The 19,390-nt window shown below is 34.3% G+C and carries 13 protein-coding genes; 8 read left to right on the forward strand and 5 right to left on the reverse strand.

The genetic code is table 11. The annotated features are described in order from the left end of the window. Positions 1-32 precede the first annotated feature (32 nt). Positions 33-1,811 (reverse strand): arginine--tRNA ligase, encoded by a 1,779-nt coding sequence (gene argS / locus ACVEGE_RS03245; RefSeq protein ID WP_192500186.1) that lies wholly within the window; start codon positions 1,809-1,811, stop codon positions 33-35. A 446-nt stretch (positions 1,812-2,257) separates the two neighbouring features. Here argS and ACVEGE_RS03250 point away from each other — a divergent pair, with 446 nt between their 5' ends. Further along, a complete protein-coding gene (locus tag ACVEGE_RS03250) occupies positions 2,258-4,672 on the forward strand; it encodes an outer membrane beta-barrel family protein (protein WP_192500187.1) in 2,415 nt (804 codons plus the stop codon). A 97-nt stretch (positions 4,673-4,769) separates the two neighbouring features. Here the strand turns inward: ACVEGE_RS03250 and ACVEGE_RS03255 are convergent, their stop codons facing one another. The 4 genes from ACVEGE_RS03255 to ACVEGE_RS03270 form a co-directional block, all read right to left on the reverse strand. Beyond that, entirely contained in the window at positions 4,770-5,777 is a 1,008-nt protein-coding gene (locus tag ACVEGE_RS03255; RefSeq protein ID WP_173852785.1) for a 3-oxoacyl-ACP synthase III family protein, read from the reverse strand. Positions 5,778-6,100: 323 nt separating this feature from the next. Beyond that, positions 6,101-7,045, reverse strand: a complete 945-nt coding sequence (locus ACVEGE_RS03260) for an ABC transporter ATP-binding protein (RefSeq protein ID WP_173852784.1) — start codon at positions 7,043-7,045, stop codon at positions 6,101-6,103. A 142-nt stretch (positions 7,046-7,187) separates the two neighbouring features. Further along, positions 7,188-7,883 (reverse strand): OmpA family protein, encoded by a 696-nt coding sequence (locus ACVEGE_RS03265; RefSeq protein WP_173852783.1) that lies wholly within the window; start codon positions 7,881-7,883, stop codon positions 7,188-7,190. An 18-nt stretch (positions 7,884-7,901) separates the two neighbouring features. After that, the gene (locus ACVEGE_RS03270) at positions 7,902-8,378 is read right to left on the reverse strand and encodes a lipocalin family protein (protein WP_192500188.1); all 477 of its coding nucleotides are present in this window, start codon (positions 8,376-8,378) and stop codon (positions 7,902-7,904) included. Between the two features lie 180 nt (positions 8,379-8,558). Between ACVEGE_RS03270 and htpG the strand changes: the two genes are divergently transcribed. The 7 genes from htpG to ACVEGE_RS03305 all read left to right on the forward strand — a co-directional run bounded on the left by htpG (position 8,559) and on the right by ACVEGE_RS03305 (position 19,080). Further along, positions 8,559-10,448: a molecular chaperone HtpG gene (gene htpG / locus ACVEGE_RS03275; RefSeq protein WP_192500189.1), complete on the forward strand. Its 1,890-nt coding sequence runs from the start codon at positions 8,559-8,561 to the stop codon at positions 10,446-10,448. A 356-nt stretch (positions 10,449-10,804) separates the two neighbouring features. Then, the gene (locus ACVEGE_RS03280) at positions 10,805-12,190 is read left to right on the forward strand and encodes a class I SAM-dependent DNA methyltransferase (protein ID WP_225738072.1); all 1,386 of its coding nucleotides are present in this window, start codon (positions 10,805-10,807) and stop codon (positions 12,188-12,190) included. 67 nt (positions 12,191-12,257) lie between these two features. Next, positions 12,258-13,472 carry a restriction endonuclease subunit S gene (locus ACVEGE_RS03285; protein WP_192500190.1) on the forward strand — a complete coding sequence of 405 codons (1,215 nt, stop codon included), beginning with the start codon at positions 12,258-12,260 and terminating at the stop codon, positions 13,470-13,472. A gap of 771 nt (positions 13,473-14,243) precedes the next feature. After that, positions 14,244-14,696, forward strand: a complete 453-nt coding sequence (gene tnpA / locus ACVEGE_RS03290; protein ID WP_192500191.1) for an IS200/IS605 family transposase — start codon at positions 14,244-14,246, stop codon at positions 14,694-14,696. Between the two features lie 229 nt (positions 14,697-14,925). After that, a complete protein-coding gene (hsdR, locus tag ACVEGE_RS03295) occupies positions 14,926-17,385 on the forward strand; it encodes an EcoAI/FtnUII family type I restriction enzme subunit R (protein WP_192500192.1) in 2,460 nt (819 codons plus the stop codon). Positions 17,386-17,527: 142 nt separating this feature from the next. Continuing rightward, complete coding sequence (locus ACVEGE_RS03300) at positions 17,528-18,178, forward strand: peroxiredoxin-like family protein (RefSeq protein WP_192500193.1); 651 nt, start codon at positions 17,528-17,530, stop codon at positions 18,176-18,178. A 308-nt stretch (positions 18,179-18,486) separates the two neighbouring features. Beyond that, positions 18,487-19,080, forward strand: coding sequence for a hypothetical protein (locus tag ACVEGE_RS03305; protein ID WP_192500194.1), 594 nt, complete (start codon positions 18,487-18,489; stop codon positions 19,078-19,080). Positions 19,081-19,390 lie beyond the last annotated feature (310 nt).

Below are 19,390 nucleotides of genomic sequence, written 5' to 3' on the forward strand. Positions count from 1 at the left end.
AAAACATTAAACAGTTAAATAGTATGTAATAATTACATGCGTTCTGGAACATTGATTCCAAGTAATCTAAAAGAAGCAGCAATAATATTAGCTACTTTTTTAGAAAGTTGTACTCTAAAAACTTTTTTACTCATTTCCTCTTCTCCTAAAATAGGCACTGCTTGATAGAAAGAATTGTACTCACGAACTAAATCATAAGTAAAATTAGCTAATAAAGCAGGACTATGATTATGAGCTGCATTTTGAATCACCTCAGGGAATAACTCAATTTGTTTCAATAATTCCTTTTCTTTTTCATGAAGACTTACCATTCCTGAATTGTTAGAAAAGTCAAAATTAGCTTTACGAATGATAGACTGAATTCTTGCGTAGGTATATTGAATAAAAGGCCCTGTGTTTCCAGCAAAATCTACAGATTCTTCTGGGTTAAAAAGGATTCTCTTTTTAGGATCAACTTTTAAAATGTAATATTTTAACGCTCCTAAACCAATTGTATTGTACAAATTTGTTTTCTCTTCATCAGAGTAACTATCAAGTTTTCCTAAATCTTCAGAAATTTTTTGAGCTGTACTCGTCATTTCTTGCATTAAATCATCAGCATCTACCACTGTACCTTCACGACTTTTCATTTTTCCAGAAGGTAAATCAACCATTCCGTAGGATAAGTGATACAAGCTTGAAGCCCAATCAAAACCTAATTTTTTAAGGATTAAGAACAACACTTTAAAGTGATAATCTTGCTCATTCCCTACTGTATAAACCATTCCGCCTACATCTGCCATGTCTTTTACACGTTGAATAGCCGTTCCTATATCTTGTGTCATGTAAACCGCAGTTCCGTCAGAACGCAGTACAATTTTACGGTCTAAACCTTCATCACTCAAATCAATCCAAACTGAACCGTCAGGATCTCTTTCAAAAATACCTTTCTCCAGACCTATGTTTACTACATCTTTCCCTAATAAATACGTATTACTTTCGTAGTAATATTTATCAAAGTCAACTCCTAAATTTTTATAAGTAATAGCAAAACCATCATAAACCCATTGGTTCATTTTTGCCCACAATTCTTTTACAGCAGCATCTCCAGCTTCCCATTTTTGAAGCATTTCTTGCGCCTCAATAATAATTGGTGCTTGTTTTTTTGCTTCTTCTTCTGTTTTACCGTCACTCATTAACTGAGCAATTTGTTCTTTATAAGCTTTATCAAATGCAACATAATAGTTCCCTACTAATTTGTCCCCTTTTAAACCAGTACTTTCAGGAGTTTCTCCGTTACCAAATTTCTGCCAAGCCAACATCGACTTACAAATATGGATTCCACGGTCGTTAATAATTTGGGTTTTGTACACTTTTTTACCTGAAGCCTTAATAATTTCAGCAACAGCATAACCTAATAAGTTATTACGTACGTGACCTAAATGCAAGGGTTTATTGGTATTTGGCGAAGAATACTCCACCATAATCGCTTTGTCATCTGGATTAGGAGTAACAAAACCATACTTTGATTCGTCTTTGATTCCGTTGAAAAAATTCAGATAATAAGCATCTGATATCACTATGTTTAAAAAACCAGAAACAACATTAAATCTACTTACCTCATCAAGGTTTTCGACTAAGTAGTTCCCTATTTTATTTCCTAATTCTACAGGATTACTTTTAATTACTTTCAATAAAGGAAAAATAACCATTGTTATATCCCCTTCAAATTCTTTGCGAGTAGTTTGAAATTCAACTTTGTCAATAGTAACGTCAAATAAAGTCTGAATTGCTTTCTCAATAGAAGGTGTAAGAATTTCTGGTAATGTCATGAATATAATTTTAGAGTGCAAAGATAATTCTAATTAACTAATATGTTCGCAAAAAAGTAGTATTAGGCTTCAAAAAAGTAAAAAAAGCGCCTTTTATTTATCGAAAGTTACCCAGCCACTCTTTAGGATTGGCTTTTCAGCCAAATTAAATTTAAAAACAGCATTGCATTTCGTTTCAATTTAAAAGTCATTTGCTGACTTTTCTTAATTCCAAATCTACAAAAGACAAACAAAACTGTAATCCTTTTCCTTGTTTATTAATTTATTTTCATTTTTACTTTTTTATTTTATAAGTAACAAAGCGTTGTAAAAACAGTCTTTGAAGTAAATAAGCGTACAATTTTTAAAAATAAATTATATAAAACAGTACTATGCAATACATAATATTATGATAAAAACAATACCTTTGAAAAATCAATCAAATATTCAATCAAAAATCATCAATCATGAAAATCAAACTATTATTAGTATGCTTTTTTGGAACCTTAGTTTCCATGCAAGCGCAAAATGCAGTCACAGCCAATCTTTTAGAAAAACAAGGAAGTATTTCGGGTAAAATCATCGACCAAAAAACAAGCGAACCACTTCCTTATGTGAACGTTGTGATCAAAGAGGCTAACAAGTTAATCACAGCTGGAGTCACTTCTGAAAAGGGAATTTTTTACATCAAAAATTTAGATTTAAAGAATTACAATGTCGAAATTCAGTTTATGGGTTACAAAACGATTTTAAAAACCATCACTTTGTCAAGCGATAATAAAAACCTGGATTTGGGTACCATATCACTTCAAGAAAATGCGATTGAATTGCAAGGCGTTAATATCGTAAGTGAGAAATCGACTATTGTTCAAAAAATAGATCGAAAAATCATTAATGTGGGCAAAGACTTAATTTCGACTGGAGCAACAGCCAGCGAAATAATGAATAACATTCCCTCAGTAAGTATTGATCCGCAAACAAACGCGATTAGTTTAAGAGGAAACTCAAATGTAAAAGTTTTAATAGACGGAAAACCATCTACGATTGACGCATCGCAAATACTGCAACAAATTCCGTCAGCATCTATCAAACAAATTGAGTTGATTACCAATCCATCGGCAAAATACAACCCAGAAGGAATGAGCGGAATTATCAATATCGTATTGAATAAAAACAGCAAAATAGGTTTTAATGGCAGTATCAATAACGGAATCACATTTGGAAAAACACCCAAAGTAAATTCAGCTTTCGACCTAAACTATCGCAACGGAAAATTTAATTTTTATGGTAATTATGGGCTTAATCACGGCAAGCGGCTTAATAGAGGAGTAATTGTAAGCGAGGAAGAAGACAAAGAAAACACACAGCATTTTCAATTTGATAACTTAAACACCTCTCATCTTGCTAAAGTAGGTGTAGATTATTACCTCAACGACAACAATACCTTATCATTTTATACCAATCAAGTATTTTTTAATTCAAAAGGTTTAGGAAGTACCTCAGTAGATTATGTTTCTAACACCACAAATGTAGACTTGTTACAACCCTATCAAAATAGTCAAGACAATCAAGGTCAAACGTATAATTTTGATTACAAAGTAAATTTCAAAAAAGAAGGTCACAATCTAGAGCTTGAAGCTAATTATGGTGAAGATGACAGTCGTGAAAATGCAATTTACACCAACTTAAATAAAGACAACAATACACTTATTAACTCTTTCATTAATGATGTGCGTGTACTTAGCAAAAGTACCATTGTGAATCTTGACTATGTGAATCCATTGAGTGAAACCATAAAATTAGAATTGGGTTTAGAACTTAGAGAAGAAACTACAGATAACAATTTATTTAGAGACCAAGTCTATGGTTCTAATTTTACTTATGATCGAAATATCTACTCAGGTTATGCTACACTGGGTAAACAGTGGAAAAAATGGAGTTTTCAAGCAGGAGCGCGTTTGGAGCAATATAATGTTGATGCTTTATTTCAACAAGTGGCTGAAGCTAACGGAAAATTTAACGACGACATTTTAAGTATATACCCTTCTACTTTCTTGAATTACAACCCTAGTGAAAACAACTCCTTTAATTTAAGCTTTTCACGACGCGTAGACCGACCAAGTATTGATCAAGTGAACCCAATTAGAGAATGGAGTACAGCAACATTAGATTCAGAAGGAAACCCAAATCTTGTACCGCAATTCACCAACTCCTTTGAATTGAATTATACTAGAAAAACAAAAATAGGTTCGATTACTTCAGGCGTTTTTTATAGAAAAATTGAAGACGAAATCAATAGAGTACTTTTTACCAATTTAGAAAATCCAAACAAACAAGTGTTATCCTATGCCAATTTTGACAACAATAACGCCTACGGAATTGAGGTGTCAGGAAATTTAGATTTTAAAAAATGGTGGAGCGCTAACGTTAGTTTAGATGCTTATCAAAGGAAAATTAAAGGAACAATCGAAATTACTCCTGGAAACTACGAATTTGAAACAATAGATGCCACCACTTTTAATGCCCGAATCAACAATACTTTTAAACCAACCAAAGATTTGCGTGTGCAGTTGTTTGCCATGTACAGAGGAAGAGAACGCAGTATTCAGTTTAACGTTGCTAACATGTGGAAAATGGATATTGGAACAAGTTATACTGTTCTAAAAGGAAATGGAACGGTTAGTGCTCGTTTTAGTGATGTATTTAACACCATGCGTTTTGCTTTTAATAATGACAAACCCTACAAAACAAACGGGCAGTTTAATTGGGAAAGTCAAACAGTGTATTTAGGATTTAATTACCGTTTTGGAAGTGGAAAAAATAAAGCCGCTGAAAGAAAACAAAGAGACAAAAATGAAAGCCAAGGAGGCGGCGTTCTATAAACTAACTATAAAAATAAGGTTACCCAAAGAAAAACCCGAAGTCATGATGACTTCGGGTTTTTTTATATTTGAAAAGGATATTTTTATTGGTATAAAATTACCATTTAATAACCGCACTTGCCCAAGTAAATCCACTTCCAAAAGCAGCCAAAACTACAGTGTCTCCAGATTTAATTTTCCCTTTTTCCCATGCTTCGGTTAAAGCAATTGGAATAGAAGCAGCAGTTGTATTTCCGTATTTTTGAATGTTATTAAAAACTTGGTCATCCGTAAGCTCAAATTTCTTTTGTATGAACTGAGAAATCCTCAAGTTTGCTTGATGCGGAATCAACATATCAATATCAGACACCTTTAGATTATTGGCTTCAAGCCCTTCATTAATTACCTCAGCAAAACGAACTACAGCATTTTTAAATACAAACTGTCCGTTCATATGTGGAAAATAACTATCATCATCAGGATTATTGTCTGCAATAATATCCGTCACCCATCTTGCTCCCATTCCTGGTGCAATAAGTGCTAATTCTTCGGCATGTTGCCCTTCAGAGTGTAAATGTGTAGAAAGAATTCCTTTAGTCAAGTCTTCTTCTCTACTTAAAACAGCTGCTCCAGCTCCATCACCAAAAATTACTGATACACCGCGTCCACGAGTCGTCATGTCTAAACCTGTAGAATGCACCTCAGAACCAATTACCAAAATATTTTTATACATTCCGGTTTTAATATACTGATCTGCAACAGATAACGCATAAATAAACCCCGAACATTGATTTCTTACATCAAGAGCACCTATTGTTCTTAAACCTAAATCACGTTGTACAAGTACACCTGGCCCAGGAAAATAGTAATCTGGACTTAATGTAGCAAAAACTATAAAATCAATATCTTCTTTAGCCACACCAGAGCGTTCAATAGCTACTTCAGCAGCCTTAACTCCCATAGATGTAGTTGTATCCTCTCCTCTTATAATGTGTCTTCTCTCCTCAATACCAGTTCGTTCCTGAATCCACTCGTCTGTTGTGTCAATGATTTTTGTTAAATCATCGTTAGTTACAACATTGGAAGGAACGTAATATCCTAATCCCGCAATTTTTGAATGATACATATTGTTGTTTTATTAAAATAAGATTGCAAATTTAAAAATACTTTAAAATATAAACGTACAAATTACTGATTTTTTAACAAATAGCAATTTTTTAAGAGAAACTAGTGAATTTACCCCTAGTTTTTCAAAAGTAACAAATTGCTTATTCAACCAATAAAAACAACTATAATCTTACTAATCTACTAGGCATTCAGTAAAATAATTATTGTCTAAAATTTTGTTCGTTTGAATTATTTTCGATAAAAATAGTACCGATAATAATTTCATTTTAAAATGTGGTTTAAAACACCCACAGAATACTCGTTTCTGAAAGCATTTTATATTTATGAAATCATTAGTGTCACTGTCTCATTGACTGGCAACGGACGGTCATGTTCAAAGAAAATTACTTTTCTATCAAAGACTGCTTTTATTAAATAATAACCGCCTTTAAAATACGACTGTTTCACCACCGCATTAAGCATCCCGTTATCGACCACTTTTAATTGGTTAGGATATAACAAAACTGTTTCATCGGCACCGTCAACAGGAACTAACTGAGATAATTTCAACTCGTTTACCTCTCCAAAAAGAGAAGCAACATATTTATTTATTGGGTTGTTATATAAACTAAATGAGTTGGCTTTGTCTACCATCATTCCGTTTTGTAAAACGATTGTTTCATCAGCATAGGACAATGCATCTGTGCTATCATGAGTGGCTACAATACATGTAATTCCTTTGGTCTTTAAATAAGCAAACAAATTACGTCTTAAAGCGTTTTTTCTAAAGTTATCAATATGACTAAAGGGTTCGTCTAGCAATAAAATTTCAGGTTCATTAGCAAGAACTCTTGCTAGTGCCACACGTTGTTGCTGTCCTCCACTTAAATATTTGGCCTGAACGTTTGCGAATTCGGTCATTTCGACCATTTCTAATAACTGTTCGACACGTAGTTTTTTCAAGGCGTTAAAACCATTAGATAAAAACTTACCCACGTTTTCAGCAACTGTAGTGTACGGCATTAAATCAAAATCCTGGGCAAGATATTTTATAAAAGGCATTCCAGGAACCAAGTTATATTTAGGCCCAGTAACCTTTTTATCGCCCCATGTAATTGCTCCTTCATCTAAATCATACAAGCCATAAACTAGTTTTAGTAAAGTACTTTTACCACAACCACTTTCACCAATAACAGCAATATTCTGACCTTTTTCAATAGTGAAATTGATGTTTTTTAAAACGGGTTTTTCGTTATAACCAAAAGAGATGTTTTGAACTTGAAGCATTTTTATGATATGAAATTTTAAGGATACAAAGATAGATTTCTTTACTAGAAATAACGGAAATGAAATGATAATTAAAATAAAAAAAGTCGTTTCATCCTAAAACGAAACGACTTTTTTATGTTATAAAAAAAAAGAAAATTGCTTAGTTTCCTGATTCTTTTTGAGCGTCTTGTTGCATTTTTTCATTTGCAGTAATAGCAAATTCAACACGACGGTTTTGCGCTTTACCAGCTGAAGTTTCATTTGTTGCAATTGGGTCAGCAATACCTAAACCAGTTACTGTAAATCTACCTAAAACTAATCCTTTAGACACTAAGTAATCTCTTACTGAAGCTGCTCTTTCACCTGAAAGTTTCAAGTTAAAATCAGCAGGTCCTGAACTATCAGTATATCCAAAAATAGTTATGTTAGTATCAGCATATTCTTGAAATACTGGTATTAATTTATCTAAATTCGCTTTTGCAGCAGCAGTTAGACTAGATTTGTTAGTATCAAAACGTACTGCATTTTCATTCAATACTAATTTGATCCCTTCTCCTACTCTTTCTACCTCTGCACCAGGAATTGCTTGATCAATTTGTCTTGCTTGTTTGTCCATTTTATTACCAATGACACCACCGGCAACTCCACCAACAACTCCACCTAGAACGGCACCTACAGCAGTATTACCACCTTTACCTAAGTTGTTTCCTAGAACTCCACCTAGCACCGCTCCAGCTACGGCACCTATTCCAGCACCTTTTTGAGTGTTATTTGTGTTTTTTACAGCATCACAGCTTGTAAACAGTGAACCCATAGCCATTACTAAGGCCATTGAAAGTATAGAAATCTTTTTCATAATAGATTATTTAGTTTATTAGTTTGATTTTTGAAATTGGTAAATAACATCCGTTAATTTTCCACCCACGTTGATTTTGTCAACCAATTGAAAAGAAGTTTCCGTTTGGTTCGCCACTGTTAAGATATAACCATCTCTAACTTTTTTAGCCTTTTCACCAGCATCTAAAATTTTAAGAATGAATTGCCCGTCCTTATTAATGTACCATGTGATTGGAGAACTAAAAGCAGGACAGTCATAACTAGTTAAAGCCATTTCTCCTTTATTGTTATTCGAAATAAACTTCCAAGTACTACCTACAAAACATTTTGAATCGGCAATCTGGAATGAATTTACTTTTATTACTTCTGATCCTGGATAATTTACAGCGGTAATTGTCCACTCCCCTTTTACTGCTACTTGAGACCCTTTATTTAACTGTGTATTGGCAACTGATGCAGGCTTGCATGAGAAAAGCATTACTGCTATTGCTGCTAAGAAAATTAGTTTTTTCATTTTGGTTTTCGTTTTAATATTTAACTGATGCAAAGATACAATCCATTATGAATTGTACAGTAGTAATATTCTAGAAATTTGTTGTAAAATTAACATTTACGCCAATTTGTCACATTATAAGTAAATGGTATCTTATTTGAAAGAATTGTACGAGATTGTAAAACCCTAATAAATTTAAATATGACAACAGGAAAAATTAATGTATCGGTAGAAAACATCTTCCCATTAATCAAAAAGTTCCTTTATAGCGATCACGAAATATTTTTACGTGAATTGATTTCGAATGGGACAGATGCAACTTTAAAATTAAAACATCTAACAAATATTGGCGAAGCCAAAGTAGAATATGGCAACCCAATTATCGAAGTAAAAATTGATAAAGAAGCTAATAAATTGCATCTGATCGATCAAGGAATCGGAATGACATCTGATGAAGTTGAGAAATACATTAACCAACTGGCTTTTTCTGGTGCTGAAGAATTTTTAGAAAAATACAAAGACACTGCAAAAGATTCTGGTATTATTGGTCATTTTGGTCTTGGTTTCTACTCGGCTTTTATGGTAGCTTCAAAAGTGGAGATTATCACTAAGTCATATAAAGACGAGCCAGCTGCACACTGGATTTGTGATGGTAGCCCAGAGTTCTCTCTTGAACCAGCTGACAAAACAACACGTGGTACCGAGATTATCTTGCACATCGCTGAAGATTCATTAGAATTTCTTGAAGAGTCAAAAATCAAGGAACTTTTAAATAAGTACAACAAGTTCATGCCTATTCCAATTAAATTTGGAACAAAAACAGAAACGTTACCTAAAGCCGATGACGCTCCAGAAGACGCTGTTGCTGAAACGGTAGAAGTTGATAATATCATCAACAACCCTAACCCAGCTTGGACAAAACAACCTACTGATTTAAATGACGAAGACTATAAAACGTTCTACCATGAATTGTATCCTATGCAATTTGAAGAGCCTTTATTTCACATTCACTTAAATGTAGATTACCCATTCAACCTTACTGGTATTTTGTACTTCCCTAAATTAAGCGGGGACTTACAAATCCAAAAAGATAAAATTCAGTTGTACCAAAACCAAGTTTACGTTACAGATAACGTAGAAGGAATTGTGCCTGAATTCTTGATGATGCTACGTGGAGTAGTAGACTCGCCAGATATTCCTTTAAATGTTTCGCGTTCAGGATTGCAAGCAGATGGTGCGGTAAAGAAAATTTCGAATTATATCACTCGTAAAGTAGCTGATAAATTGAAATCTTTATTTACTGAAAACCGTGCTGACTTTGAAGCTAAATGGAATGACATTAAAATCGTTCTTGAATACGGAATGCTATCTGAAGATAAATTCTATGAAAAAGCTGGTGCCTTTGTTCTTTACCCAACGGTAGACAACAAATACTTCACGCTTGAAGAATTAAAAGAGAACTTAAAAGATAAGCAGACTAATAAAGATGGTAAGCTAGTTGTTTTATACGCTGGAAATAAAGAAGCGCAACACTCTTACATCGAGACAGCACAAGAAAAAGGATACGAAGTATTGTTACTTGACTCTCCTATTATCTCGCATTTGATTCAAAAAATTGAAGGAGATAACAGCGATATCACTTTTGTACGTGTAGATTCTGACCATATTGATAACTTAATCAAGAAAGACGAAACTACAATTTCGAAATTATCTGAAGAAGAGCAAACAGGTTTAAAAACAGTTTTAGAAACAATCGTTCCTAAACAAACCTATACAGTACAACTAGAAGCTATGGACAGCCAAGCAGCTCCTTTTATCATCACGCAACCAGAATTCATGCGTAGAATGAAAGAGATGAGTCAGTCAGGTGGTGGTGGCGGAATGTTCGGAATGGGTAATATGCCAGAGATGTACAATCTAGTAGTGAATACAAATTCACCACTAGCAACTACCATTCTTGGTACTGAGGACAAAGCAGCACAAGAGCACTTAGTAAAACAAGCGCTAGACTTAGCTAAATTATCTCAAAACCTACTTAAAGGAGAAGCATTAACTGCTTTTGTGAAACGTAGTTTTGAAATGATCAAATAATACCAGCATCATGCTATACTAAAAGCTGTCCTTCATTGGGCAGCTTTTTTTTTGGAGCAAAACGGATGATTATCATAAGAACTTCCCTCCCGCTTTCCACTGTATCTTTTTATCTGAAACTAGTTTTCTTACCATAATACTAGTTCAAGAAAAAAAGGATGCCGTTTCAATCGGGGCTAACTAGAATATTTAGTATTTCAAATTTCGATTATAAAAAAAATGGTAAAGTGCAGTAATTATATACAATTTGTAGCTACAATTGAGCTACTGCATTTTTTATCAAATATAAAAGGACTACAAAAAAGAAAAGCACTATTTTAGCACATGCTTATAAAAGCATTAGAAAAACAAATTACATGTTCGAACAAACATTCAAAAATATAGACGACCTGCTATACAAAGATTCAGGTGCAGATAGCGAACTAGATTATATAGGACAAACCTCTTGGGTGATGTTCCTCCGTTACTTAGATGAACTAGAACAAGATAAGTCTGATCAAGCCGGATTAAAAGGCGAAGAATACACCTTTATACTAGAAGAAGAATTTCGTTGGCCAAATTGGGCAATGCCTAAAGATGCTGAAGGAAAACTAGACCATCATGCTGCCATGACTGGACCAGATTTGGTGCAGTTTGTTGATGGTAAACTATTCCCGTATTTGGCTAAATTCAAACAAGAAGCAGAATCTGCTAATACGATTGAATACAAGATTGGGGAAATTTTCTCAGAATTAAAAAACAAAATTCAATCGGGCTACAACTTGCGTGAGATTTTGGAATATGCAGACAGTCTTCCGTTTCGTGCCTCCAATGATAAACATGAGCTGAGCCACTTGTACGAAACCAAGATTAAAAACATGGGTAATGCCGGTCGTAATGGTGGTCAATACTATACACCAAGACCCTTAATTCGTGCCATGATTAACGTGGTTGACCCACAAATAGGCGAGAAAATATATGATGGTGCAGCTGGTTCCTGTGGTTTCTTAGTGGAAGCCTACGATTATTTGTACCAACGCATGGAGAAAACCACTGATAATCTAAAAACACTACAAGAAGAAACCCTTTACGGAAAAGAGAAAAAGAACTTGGCTTATGTGATTGGGATCATGAACATGATTTTGCATGGTATTGAAGCACCCAACATTATACACACCAATACGCTAGGCGAAAACATACGCGATATACAAGAAAAAAACCGTTACCATGTAATTTTGGCTAATCCACCCTTTGGAGGAAAAGAACGCCCAGAAGTGCAACAGAACTTTGACATTAAAACAGGAGAAACGGCTTTCTTGTTTATGCAACATTTTATAAAGAGTTTAAAAACAGGCGGTCGTGCCGCTATTGTTATTAAAAACACCGTTTTGAGCAATACTGACAATGCTTCGGTAGCTTTGCGTAAGTTATTGCTAGAAGGTTCTAATTTGCACACTATTTTAGATTTGCCAGGAGGAACGTTTACAGGTGCAGGAGTTAAAACGGTTGTGTTGTTTTTTCAAAAAGGAGAACCTACTAAAAACATTTGGTACTACCAGCTAAACCCAGGACGCAACATGGGAAAAACCAATCCTTTGAACGATAAGGACATGGAAGCTTTTGTCACCCTGAGCGCAGTCGAAGGGCAAAAGCCAGAAACTGAACAATCTTGGAATATAAAAGTAGCCGATATTGACGAAACTACATTTGACCTAAGCGTAAAAAACCCAAACACTCCCGAAGAAGCCCAGAAGAAATACTAGACGAAATGGTGTATTTAGATAAAGAAACCAAATCTATTTTGAATGCTATTAAAGAGCTAATTTAATTATGTTAGAATCAAAAAAATTAGGTGAAGTTTGTAAATTTGTTAGAGGTCCTTTTGGTGGAAGTCTGAAAAAAAACTGTTTTGTAGAAAACGGAAATGCTGTTTATGAGCAGCAACATGCTATATATAATCAATTTTCTGAAATACGATATTTTATTAATGATGAAAAGTTTGAAGAAATGAAACGCTTTGAACTAAAATCAGGTGATTTAATTATGAGTTGCTCTGGGACAATGGGTAAAGTAGCAATTGTTCCTCCAAATATTAAGAAAGGAATAATTAATCAGGCTCTTTTAAAATTAACACCTTCTAAAAATCTTGATATTGAATATTTGCGTTACTGGATGAGCAGTCCAGATTTTATTCAAAGAATAGAAGAAAATACTGTAGGAGCAGCAATTAAGAATGTTGCATCTGTCAAAATCTTAAAAGAAATTGAAGTTCCTGTACCACCACTACAAGAACAACAACAAATTGTAGCGATTCTAGACCAAGCCTTTGAAGCCATAGACCAAGCCAAAGCCAATATTGAAAAAAACATAGCTAATGCAAAAGAGTTGTTTCAATCTAAATTGAATGCTATTTTTAGTCAAAAAGGTGATGGTTGGGAAGAGAAGAGTTTGAATACTATCTGTGAAGTTAAAGATGGCACACATGATTCACCAAAGTACATTGACAAAGAACTTGGAATACCTTTTGTAACACAAAAAAATATTCTTGATGATGGAATATCATTCGAAAATACGAAATTCATCAGTTTAGAAAACCATAATGATTTTTACAAGAGATCCAATGTTGCTTATAATGACATTCTATTTTCTATGATTGGTGCAAATAGAGGAATGGCATGTGTTGTAGATGACAAAAGAGTATTTAGCATCAAAAATGTTGGTTTAATTAAGTCAAACGAAAATTACAGACCAAAATTTCTTCTTTACTTTTTCAAAAGTTCAATAGCTCAAAAATTTATAGCTGAAAATTCAAGCGGAAGCGCACAAGGATTTGTTAGCTTGGGAAAATTGAGAACTTTTCCGATTCCATTCACACACATTGAAAATCAAAAAAAAATAGAATCAATAGTCGAATCTTTAAATGATTCTGTAAATTCTACAATATCAAATTACAAACAAAAACTAAACAATTTAGAAGACCTAAAAAAATCGATACTCCAAAAAGCGTTTGCAGGAGAGTTGACTAGTCCTGAAAGGACGAAGTAATTTAAGGAGGGACGTAGTCCTTCAGTATAGTAAGAAGGGACGTAGTCCTTCAGTATAGTAAGCAGGGACGTAGTCCTTCCGTGGTAAGTCACAAGAATAAAAACCCTGAAAGGGTGTAATAACCAGAACGCATACTAGTTATACCGCCCTTTCAGGGCTTTGATGAAGAGTAGTTTTGGGTGCATAGGGCTATGCCCTATGTGTTTAAATGTCGCCCTTTCAGGGCTTTGATGAAGAGTAGTTTTGGGTGCATAGGGCTGTGCCCTATCTGTTTAAATGTCGCCCTTTCAGGGCTTGGATGAAGAGTAGTTTTGGGTGCATAGGGCTATGCCCTATGTGTTTAAATGTCGCCCTTTCAGGGCTTGGATGAAAAGTAGTTTTGGGTGCATAGAGCTATGCCCTATCTGTTTAAATGTCGCCCTTTCAGGGTTTGGATGAGGAGTGGTTTTGGATGCATAGAGCTATGCCCTATGTGTTTAAATGTCGCCCTTTCAGGGCTTGAATGAGGAGTAGTTTTGTGTTCATAGAGCTATGCCCTATGTGTTTAAATGTCGCCCTTTCAGGGCTTGGATGAAAAGTAGTTTTGGGTGCATAGAGCTATGCCCTATGTGTTTAAATGTCGCCCTTTCAGGGCTTAAGATACATTTCATATACTAGGCAGGACTTCGTCCTACCTTATGGAATACCATCCCTTCGGGATTATTATTTGTTAATCCCATCGGGATGAAATAGATTTGGGTGGGATGTAATCCTAATAACTATAAAAAAAATATGGGACAATCATTAGTAAAAAATTATGTGCATATCGTGTTCAGTACCAAGTACCGTGAAGCATTGATAAAACCACCTTATGAGGAAGAACTTCATGCGTACTTGGGAGGAGTTTGTAAAGAGCTAGAATGCCCCGTACTCATTGTTGGCGGCTACACCGATCACATTCATATTTTGTGCATGTTGTCTAAAAAAATAGCCTTAATGACTTTGGTACAAAAACTAAAAGCCAATTCATCAAAATGGATAAAAACGAAAGATAAGAGTTTAGAGCATTTCTTTTGGCAAGATGGTTATGGAGCATTTTCTGTAAATCCAAGTCAGGTAGATGTGGTGATAAACTATATTAAAAATCAGCATGAGCACCACAGTAAAAAAGATTTCAAAGAGGAATATAGAGGTATTTTAAAAAAATATAATGTTGCATTTGATGAGACTTATGTTTGGGATTAACTTTACTATATCTATTTAGATATTATAGGGCTACGCCCTATGCAGATGAATATCATCCCTTTGGGATTACTAGATGTGGATGGACATACGGCAGGACTTCGTCCTACCTTATCAAATAACATCCCTTCGGAATTAACATAAAAGTCCCAACGGGACGCTATATATTAAGGATGGACGTAGTCCTTCTGTACTAAAGATAACTTATAAAAACCCTGAAAGGGTGCTATATATGAACGAAGCACAAACCAAACACGATTTAATTACACCTGCTTTACAAGCGGCAGGTTGGGGTATTGTAGAAGGCAGTCGTTTGCGTTTGGAGTTTCCCATAACCAAAGGTCGCTTAATAGGTCAAGGCAGAAGAGCCACACCGCTTTTTGCAGACTACGTTTTAGAATATAAAAATAGAAGAATTGGTATTGTAGAAGCAAAAAAAAGAGACGATTATTATACCTCTGGTGTTGGTCAAGCCAAAGATTATGCGGAGCGCTTGAACATTCGCTACAGCTATGCTACCAATGGTTTACAAATCTATGAAATAGACATGGACGAAGCCGCAGAAGGCGAAATCCCAAAATACCCAACTCCAGACGAGCTTTGGGAAATGACCTATCCAACACCAAAAGAAAATTATAAAATAGAAATCGCCAATTGGAAAGAACGCTTGTTCGAAATTCCTTTTGAAGACCGTGGTGGAACATGGCAACCGAGATATTATCAGCAAAATGCCATTGCCAAAGTATTAGAAGGCATCGCTGAAAAGAAAGACAGAATGTTGCTAACCTTAGCCACAGGAACAGGAAAAACAGCCATCGCTTTTCAGATTGCTTGGAAACTATTTCATGCCAAATGGAATTTAAAGCGTGATTCAACTAGAAGTCCAAGAATATTATTTTTAGCCGATAGAAACATACTAGCCGACCAAGCGTTTAATTCGTTTGGTGCTTTTGATGTTATAGACGAAAACATCAAAGTTCGTATTAGCCCGAAAGAAATAAAAAAGAAAGGGCATGTGCCTACAAATGGAAGTATCTTCTTTACCATTTTTCAAACCTTTATGACCAGTAAACAAAAGGAAGAGGAAGTGGAAGAAGAAATGGATTATCAAGCAGTAGCCGAACCCAGAGAAGAATATAGTAGCTCTGATTTTAATTTTGGACAATATCCACCTGATTTTTTTGATTTAATTATTATTGACGAATGTCACCGAGGTGGAGCCAATGACGAAGGTTCATGGAGAGCCATTATGGACTACTTTGCTCCTGCTGTGCAGTTGGGTTTAACGGCAACTCCAAAACGGGATGTCAATGGAGATACTTATAAATATTTTGGTGACCCCATTTATACTTACGCTTTAAAAGAAGGTATTAATGATGGATTCCTTACTCCTTTTAAAGTAAAAGAAATCCAAACCAATTATGATGAATATACGGTAACGGCTGATGATGTTATTTTAGATGGTGAAGCCGAAGTTGGTGATACGTTTACCTATCGTGATTATGGTAGAAAAATCATCATTCAACAAGTAGAAGAATATCGCGTTAAGAAATTCTTGGAACTGATCAATCAAAATCAAAAGACTTTGGTTTTCTGTTCTACTCAAAAACATGCCGCATTAATTCGGGATTTAGTCAATCAATTCTCTACAAGCAAAAGCATTAACTATTGTCATCGTGTGACGGCTGATGACGGAGCAATGGGGGAAAAATATTTACGAGATTTTCAGGATAATGAAAAAAGTATTCCAACAATATTAACTACTTCCCAAAAGTTAAGCACAGGAGTTGATGCACCCGAAATTAGAAACATCGTTTTATTACGCCCTGTAGATTCTATGGTCGAATTCAAACAAATCGTAGGTCGAGGAACCCGATTATTTGATGGTAAAGATTATTTTACCTTGTTTGATTTTGTAAAAGCGCATCAACATTTTAAAGACCCAGAATGGGATGGCGAGCCTTTAGAGCCTACACCACCACCACCAGGCGGAGGAACGCCAAGAGTTTGTAAAGTGTGTCAAGTAAAACCATGCGTTTGCGTAAAAACTGATCAGGAAGATTGTGAGGTTTGTAATAATTATCCATGTGTATGTGATAAATTACCAGGCAAAATCATAAGAGTTAAACTATCAGACAATAAAGAAAGAGAAATCGATTCGACTGTAAAAACCTCCTTTTGGAGTCCAAGTGGAGCGCCAATTTCCTCAGTGGAATTTATCCAACAATTGTTTGGTGATTTGCCAAGTTTCTTTGCCAATGAAGAGGAGTTACGTAAACTGTGGAGTTTGCCAAGCACTAGAAAAAAATTACTCATCGAGTTAAATGAAAAAGGATATACCAATGAACAATTAGAAGACTTACGTCTCTTAATTCATGGAGAGGATAGTGACTTATTTGATGTGCTAAACTATATAGCATACAGTAAAAATTTGGTACCTCGATTAGAAAGAGCAACGAGGGCAAAAGTTCAGTTAAGAGACTATAATCCTAAGCAACAAGAGTTTTTGAACTTTGTATTAGATCAATACGTAAAAGAAGGGGTTGATGAATTAGATGATGTTAAATTATCACCTCTGTTAGTTTTAAAATACAAAGCCATTGCTGATGCTAAGAAAGAACTTGGAGAAATAAAAACTATTAGAAATGCTTTTATAGGGTTTCAGAAACATTTATACGAAGGGACTGCATAAAGATAAAAATTAATTGGCAAAGATTAAATAATTTGAATCTATGGTTGAAATTTTCAAAAGATATGACGAGATCTAATAAAAAAGTATCGTTTTAAACTCCAATTAATGAAATAAATACACCCACAAGTAATTACAACATACAATGAAAACATTAAAAGAACAAACCGACGCAAAAATGGAAGCAGGACGCCAAGCCAATCCTGAATTCATGAAAGGCGTCGATACTGAAATTGCCAAAGCAAAAGAATTTGAGCAAGGAGCCAACGCTTTAAAAGTAGGAGATGTAGCAGTAAAATTTGAACTACCTAATCAACAAGGAAATCTAATCTCACTGAACGATTTAGTAGCAAAAGGGCCTGTTGTTGTTACTTTTTACCGTGGCGATTGGTGTCCGTATTGTAATTTGCAGCTGCGAGCGTTGCAAGCACGATTGGACGAAATTCATAAGTTGGGTGCTACACTCGTTGCCATTAGTCCACAAGTTCCTGATGGTTCTTTGACCAAATCTGAAATTAGCGAAATGAACTTTACTGTTTTATCCGATCAAAATGCAACAGTAGCTTCACAATATGGCGTAGCTTGGGAAGTTCCAGAGTTTTTGCTCGAGCACATGCGCACGGGTAGAAACTTAGACTTGCAAAAAATAAATAATGGAAACGGAACGGTTCTCCCTATTCCAGCCACTTTCATCATAAACAAAGATGGCATCGTAGTTTGGAACTATGTCAATGTCGATTATAGAACCCGCTCTGAACCGGAAGAAATTATTGAAGCGTTAAAAAAAATCACTTAATTTTTCTATAATAAGCTCAGTAGTGTGTTTAAATATAATTGTTGATTTTCAACTATAAAATCCATTTCAAAAGACTTGTTCAAAAATCACAAAATCTACTGACCTAATATATTATTTCTATAATAATGTATTTCTCCTAATTAAAAGTATTTATATCAAAATTTGAATAAACTGCAACAATTATAAATAAATGTCTTCAAAATTATTCTATTCTCCAACAAATTTAATTGTAGTTTTGAAGTTCATGGGTCAAGTATAAAAGAGTATTATTACTTGTTTAATTAACTTGGCTATAAAATTTCAAACACATGTGGTGGCATTATCTATTAGTTTTTTTTGGCGCGTTATTATTTGACATAGTTCCTTTTCCGTTTGCTCCAGCTTTTACAATAATGGTATTTTTTCAAATTCTTTTTGAGTTGGATGTTTGGATAGTTATTATTGTTGGAGTTATTGGATCCGTATTAGGTAGGTACATTCTTCTACTATATGCACCATTAATGGCCGATAAATATTTAAAAGCATCTAAAAATGAAGACATTAAGTTCCTTGGCGATAAAATGGATCAAAATAAATGGAAAGGAATTTTAGTCGTACTTGCTTATTCTTTACTACCTCTACCAACCACACCACTTTTTTTAGGTGCGGGAATTTCTAAAATGAAACCGATCTATATCATTGGTCCTTTTCTAGTAGGGAAATTCACTAGCGATGCTATCACTTTACATTTAGGGAAGTTTGCATCAGAAAACCAACAGAATATCATTGATAATATTTTTTCTTGGCAATCTATTGCTAGCTTTATTTTAGGATTTATAATGCTCTTTTGTCTGTTTTTTATCAATTGGCGTACCTTACTTCATACTAAAAAATTAGCTTTTGATTTTAAAATCCTAAATTAAATTTTATCTGCTTTTAAAAGAAAAGGCTCAGTCGTTTTCCTGATATAATTATCCTTAAAATCATTGAAAAGCGTATTATTACTTGGAAAATAAAATACAGTCTAAAGTAAAAAAAATAATGTTTTCACATCTTAATTATTAGAAAATTTTTACTAAAAATTCTAAAAAATAAAACAATTTTCATACTAATTTCTAAAACGTGATAAATTATAACTTCCCACAATATTATTATTTAAAAGCACATTGAACATATAGTAAAAATAATAAACAGAAAAGACCACCTAAATTGATTAAACATAACGACAACAAA

The organism is Flavobacterium sp. PL002 (assembly GCF_054165825.1).

Bases quoted from the DNA above. Each gene is read 5' to 3' on its own strand.
- htpG (WP_192500189.1), top strand. From the start codon at position 8,559: ATGACAACAGGAAAAATTAATGTATCGGTAGAAAACATCTTCCCATTA.
- argS (WP_192500186.1), bottom strand. From the start codon at position 1,811: ATGACATTACCAGAAATTCTTACACCTTCTATTGAGAAAGCAATTCAG.
- ACVEGE_RS03265 (WP_173852783.1), bottom strand. From the start codon at position 7,883: ATGAAAAAGATTTCTATACTTTCAATGGCCTTAGTAATGGCTATGGGT.
- hsdR (WP_192500192.1), top strand. From the start codon at position 14,926: ATGAACGAAGCACAAACCAAACACGATTTAATTACACCTGCTTTACAA.
- ACVEGE_RS03270 (WP_192500188.1), bottom strand. From the start codon at position 8,378: ATGAAAAAACTAATTTTCTTAGCAGCAATAGCAGTAATGCTTTTCTCA.
- ACVEGE_RS03300 (WP_192500193.1), top strand. From the start codon at position 17,528: ATGAAAACATTAAAAGAACAAACCGACGCAAAAATGGAAGCAGGACGC.
- ACVEGE_RS03250 (WP_192500187.1), top strand. From the start codon at position 2,258: ATGAAAATCAAACTATTATTAGTATGCTTTTTTGGAACCTTAGTTTCC.
- ACVEGE_RS03305 (WP_192500194.1), top strand. From the start codon at position 18,487: ATGTGGTGGCATTATCTATTAGTTTTTTTTGGCGCGTTATTATTTGAC.
- ACVEGE_RS03285 (WP_192500190.1), top strand. From the start codon at position 12,258: ATGTTAGAATCAAAAAAATTAGGTGAAGTTTGTAAATTTGTTAGAGGT.
- ACVEGE_RS03255 (WP_173852785.1), bottom strand. From the start codon at position 5,777: ATGTATCATTCAAAAATTGCGGGATTAGGATATTACGTTCCTTCCAAT.
- ACVEGE_RS03280 (WP_225738072.1), top strand. From the start codon at position 10,805: ATGTTCGAACAAACATTCAAAAATATAGACGACCTGCTATACAAAGAT.
- ACVEGE_RS03260 (WP_173852784.1), bottom strand. From the start codon at position 7,045: ATGCTTCAAGTTCAAAACATCTCTTTTGGTTATAACGAAAAACCCGTT.
- tnpA (WP_192500191.1), top strand. From the start codon at position 14,244: ATGGGACAATCATTAGTAAAAAATTATGTGCATATCGTGTTCAGTACC.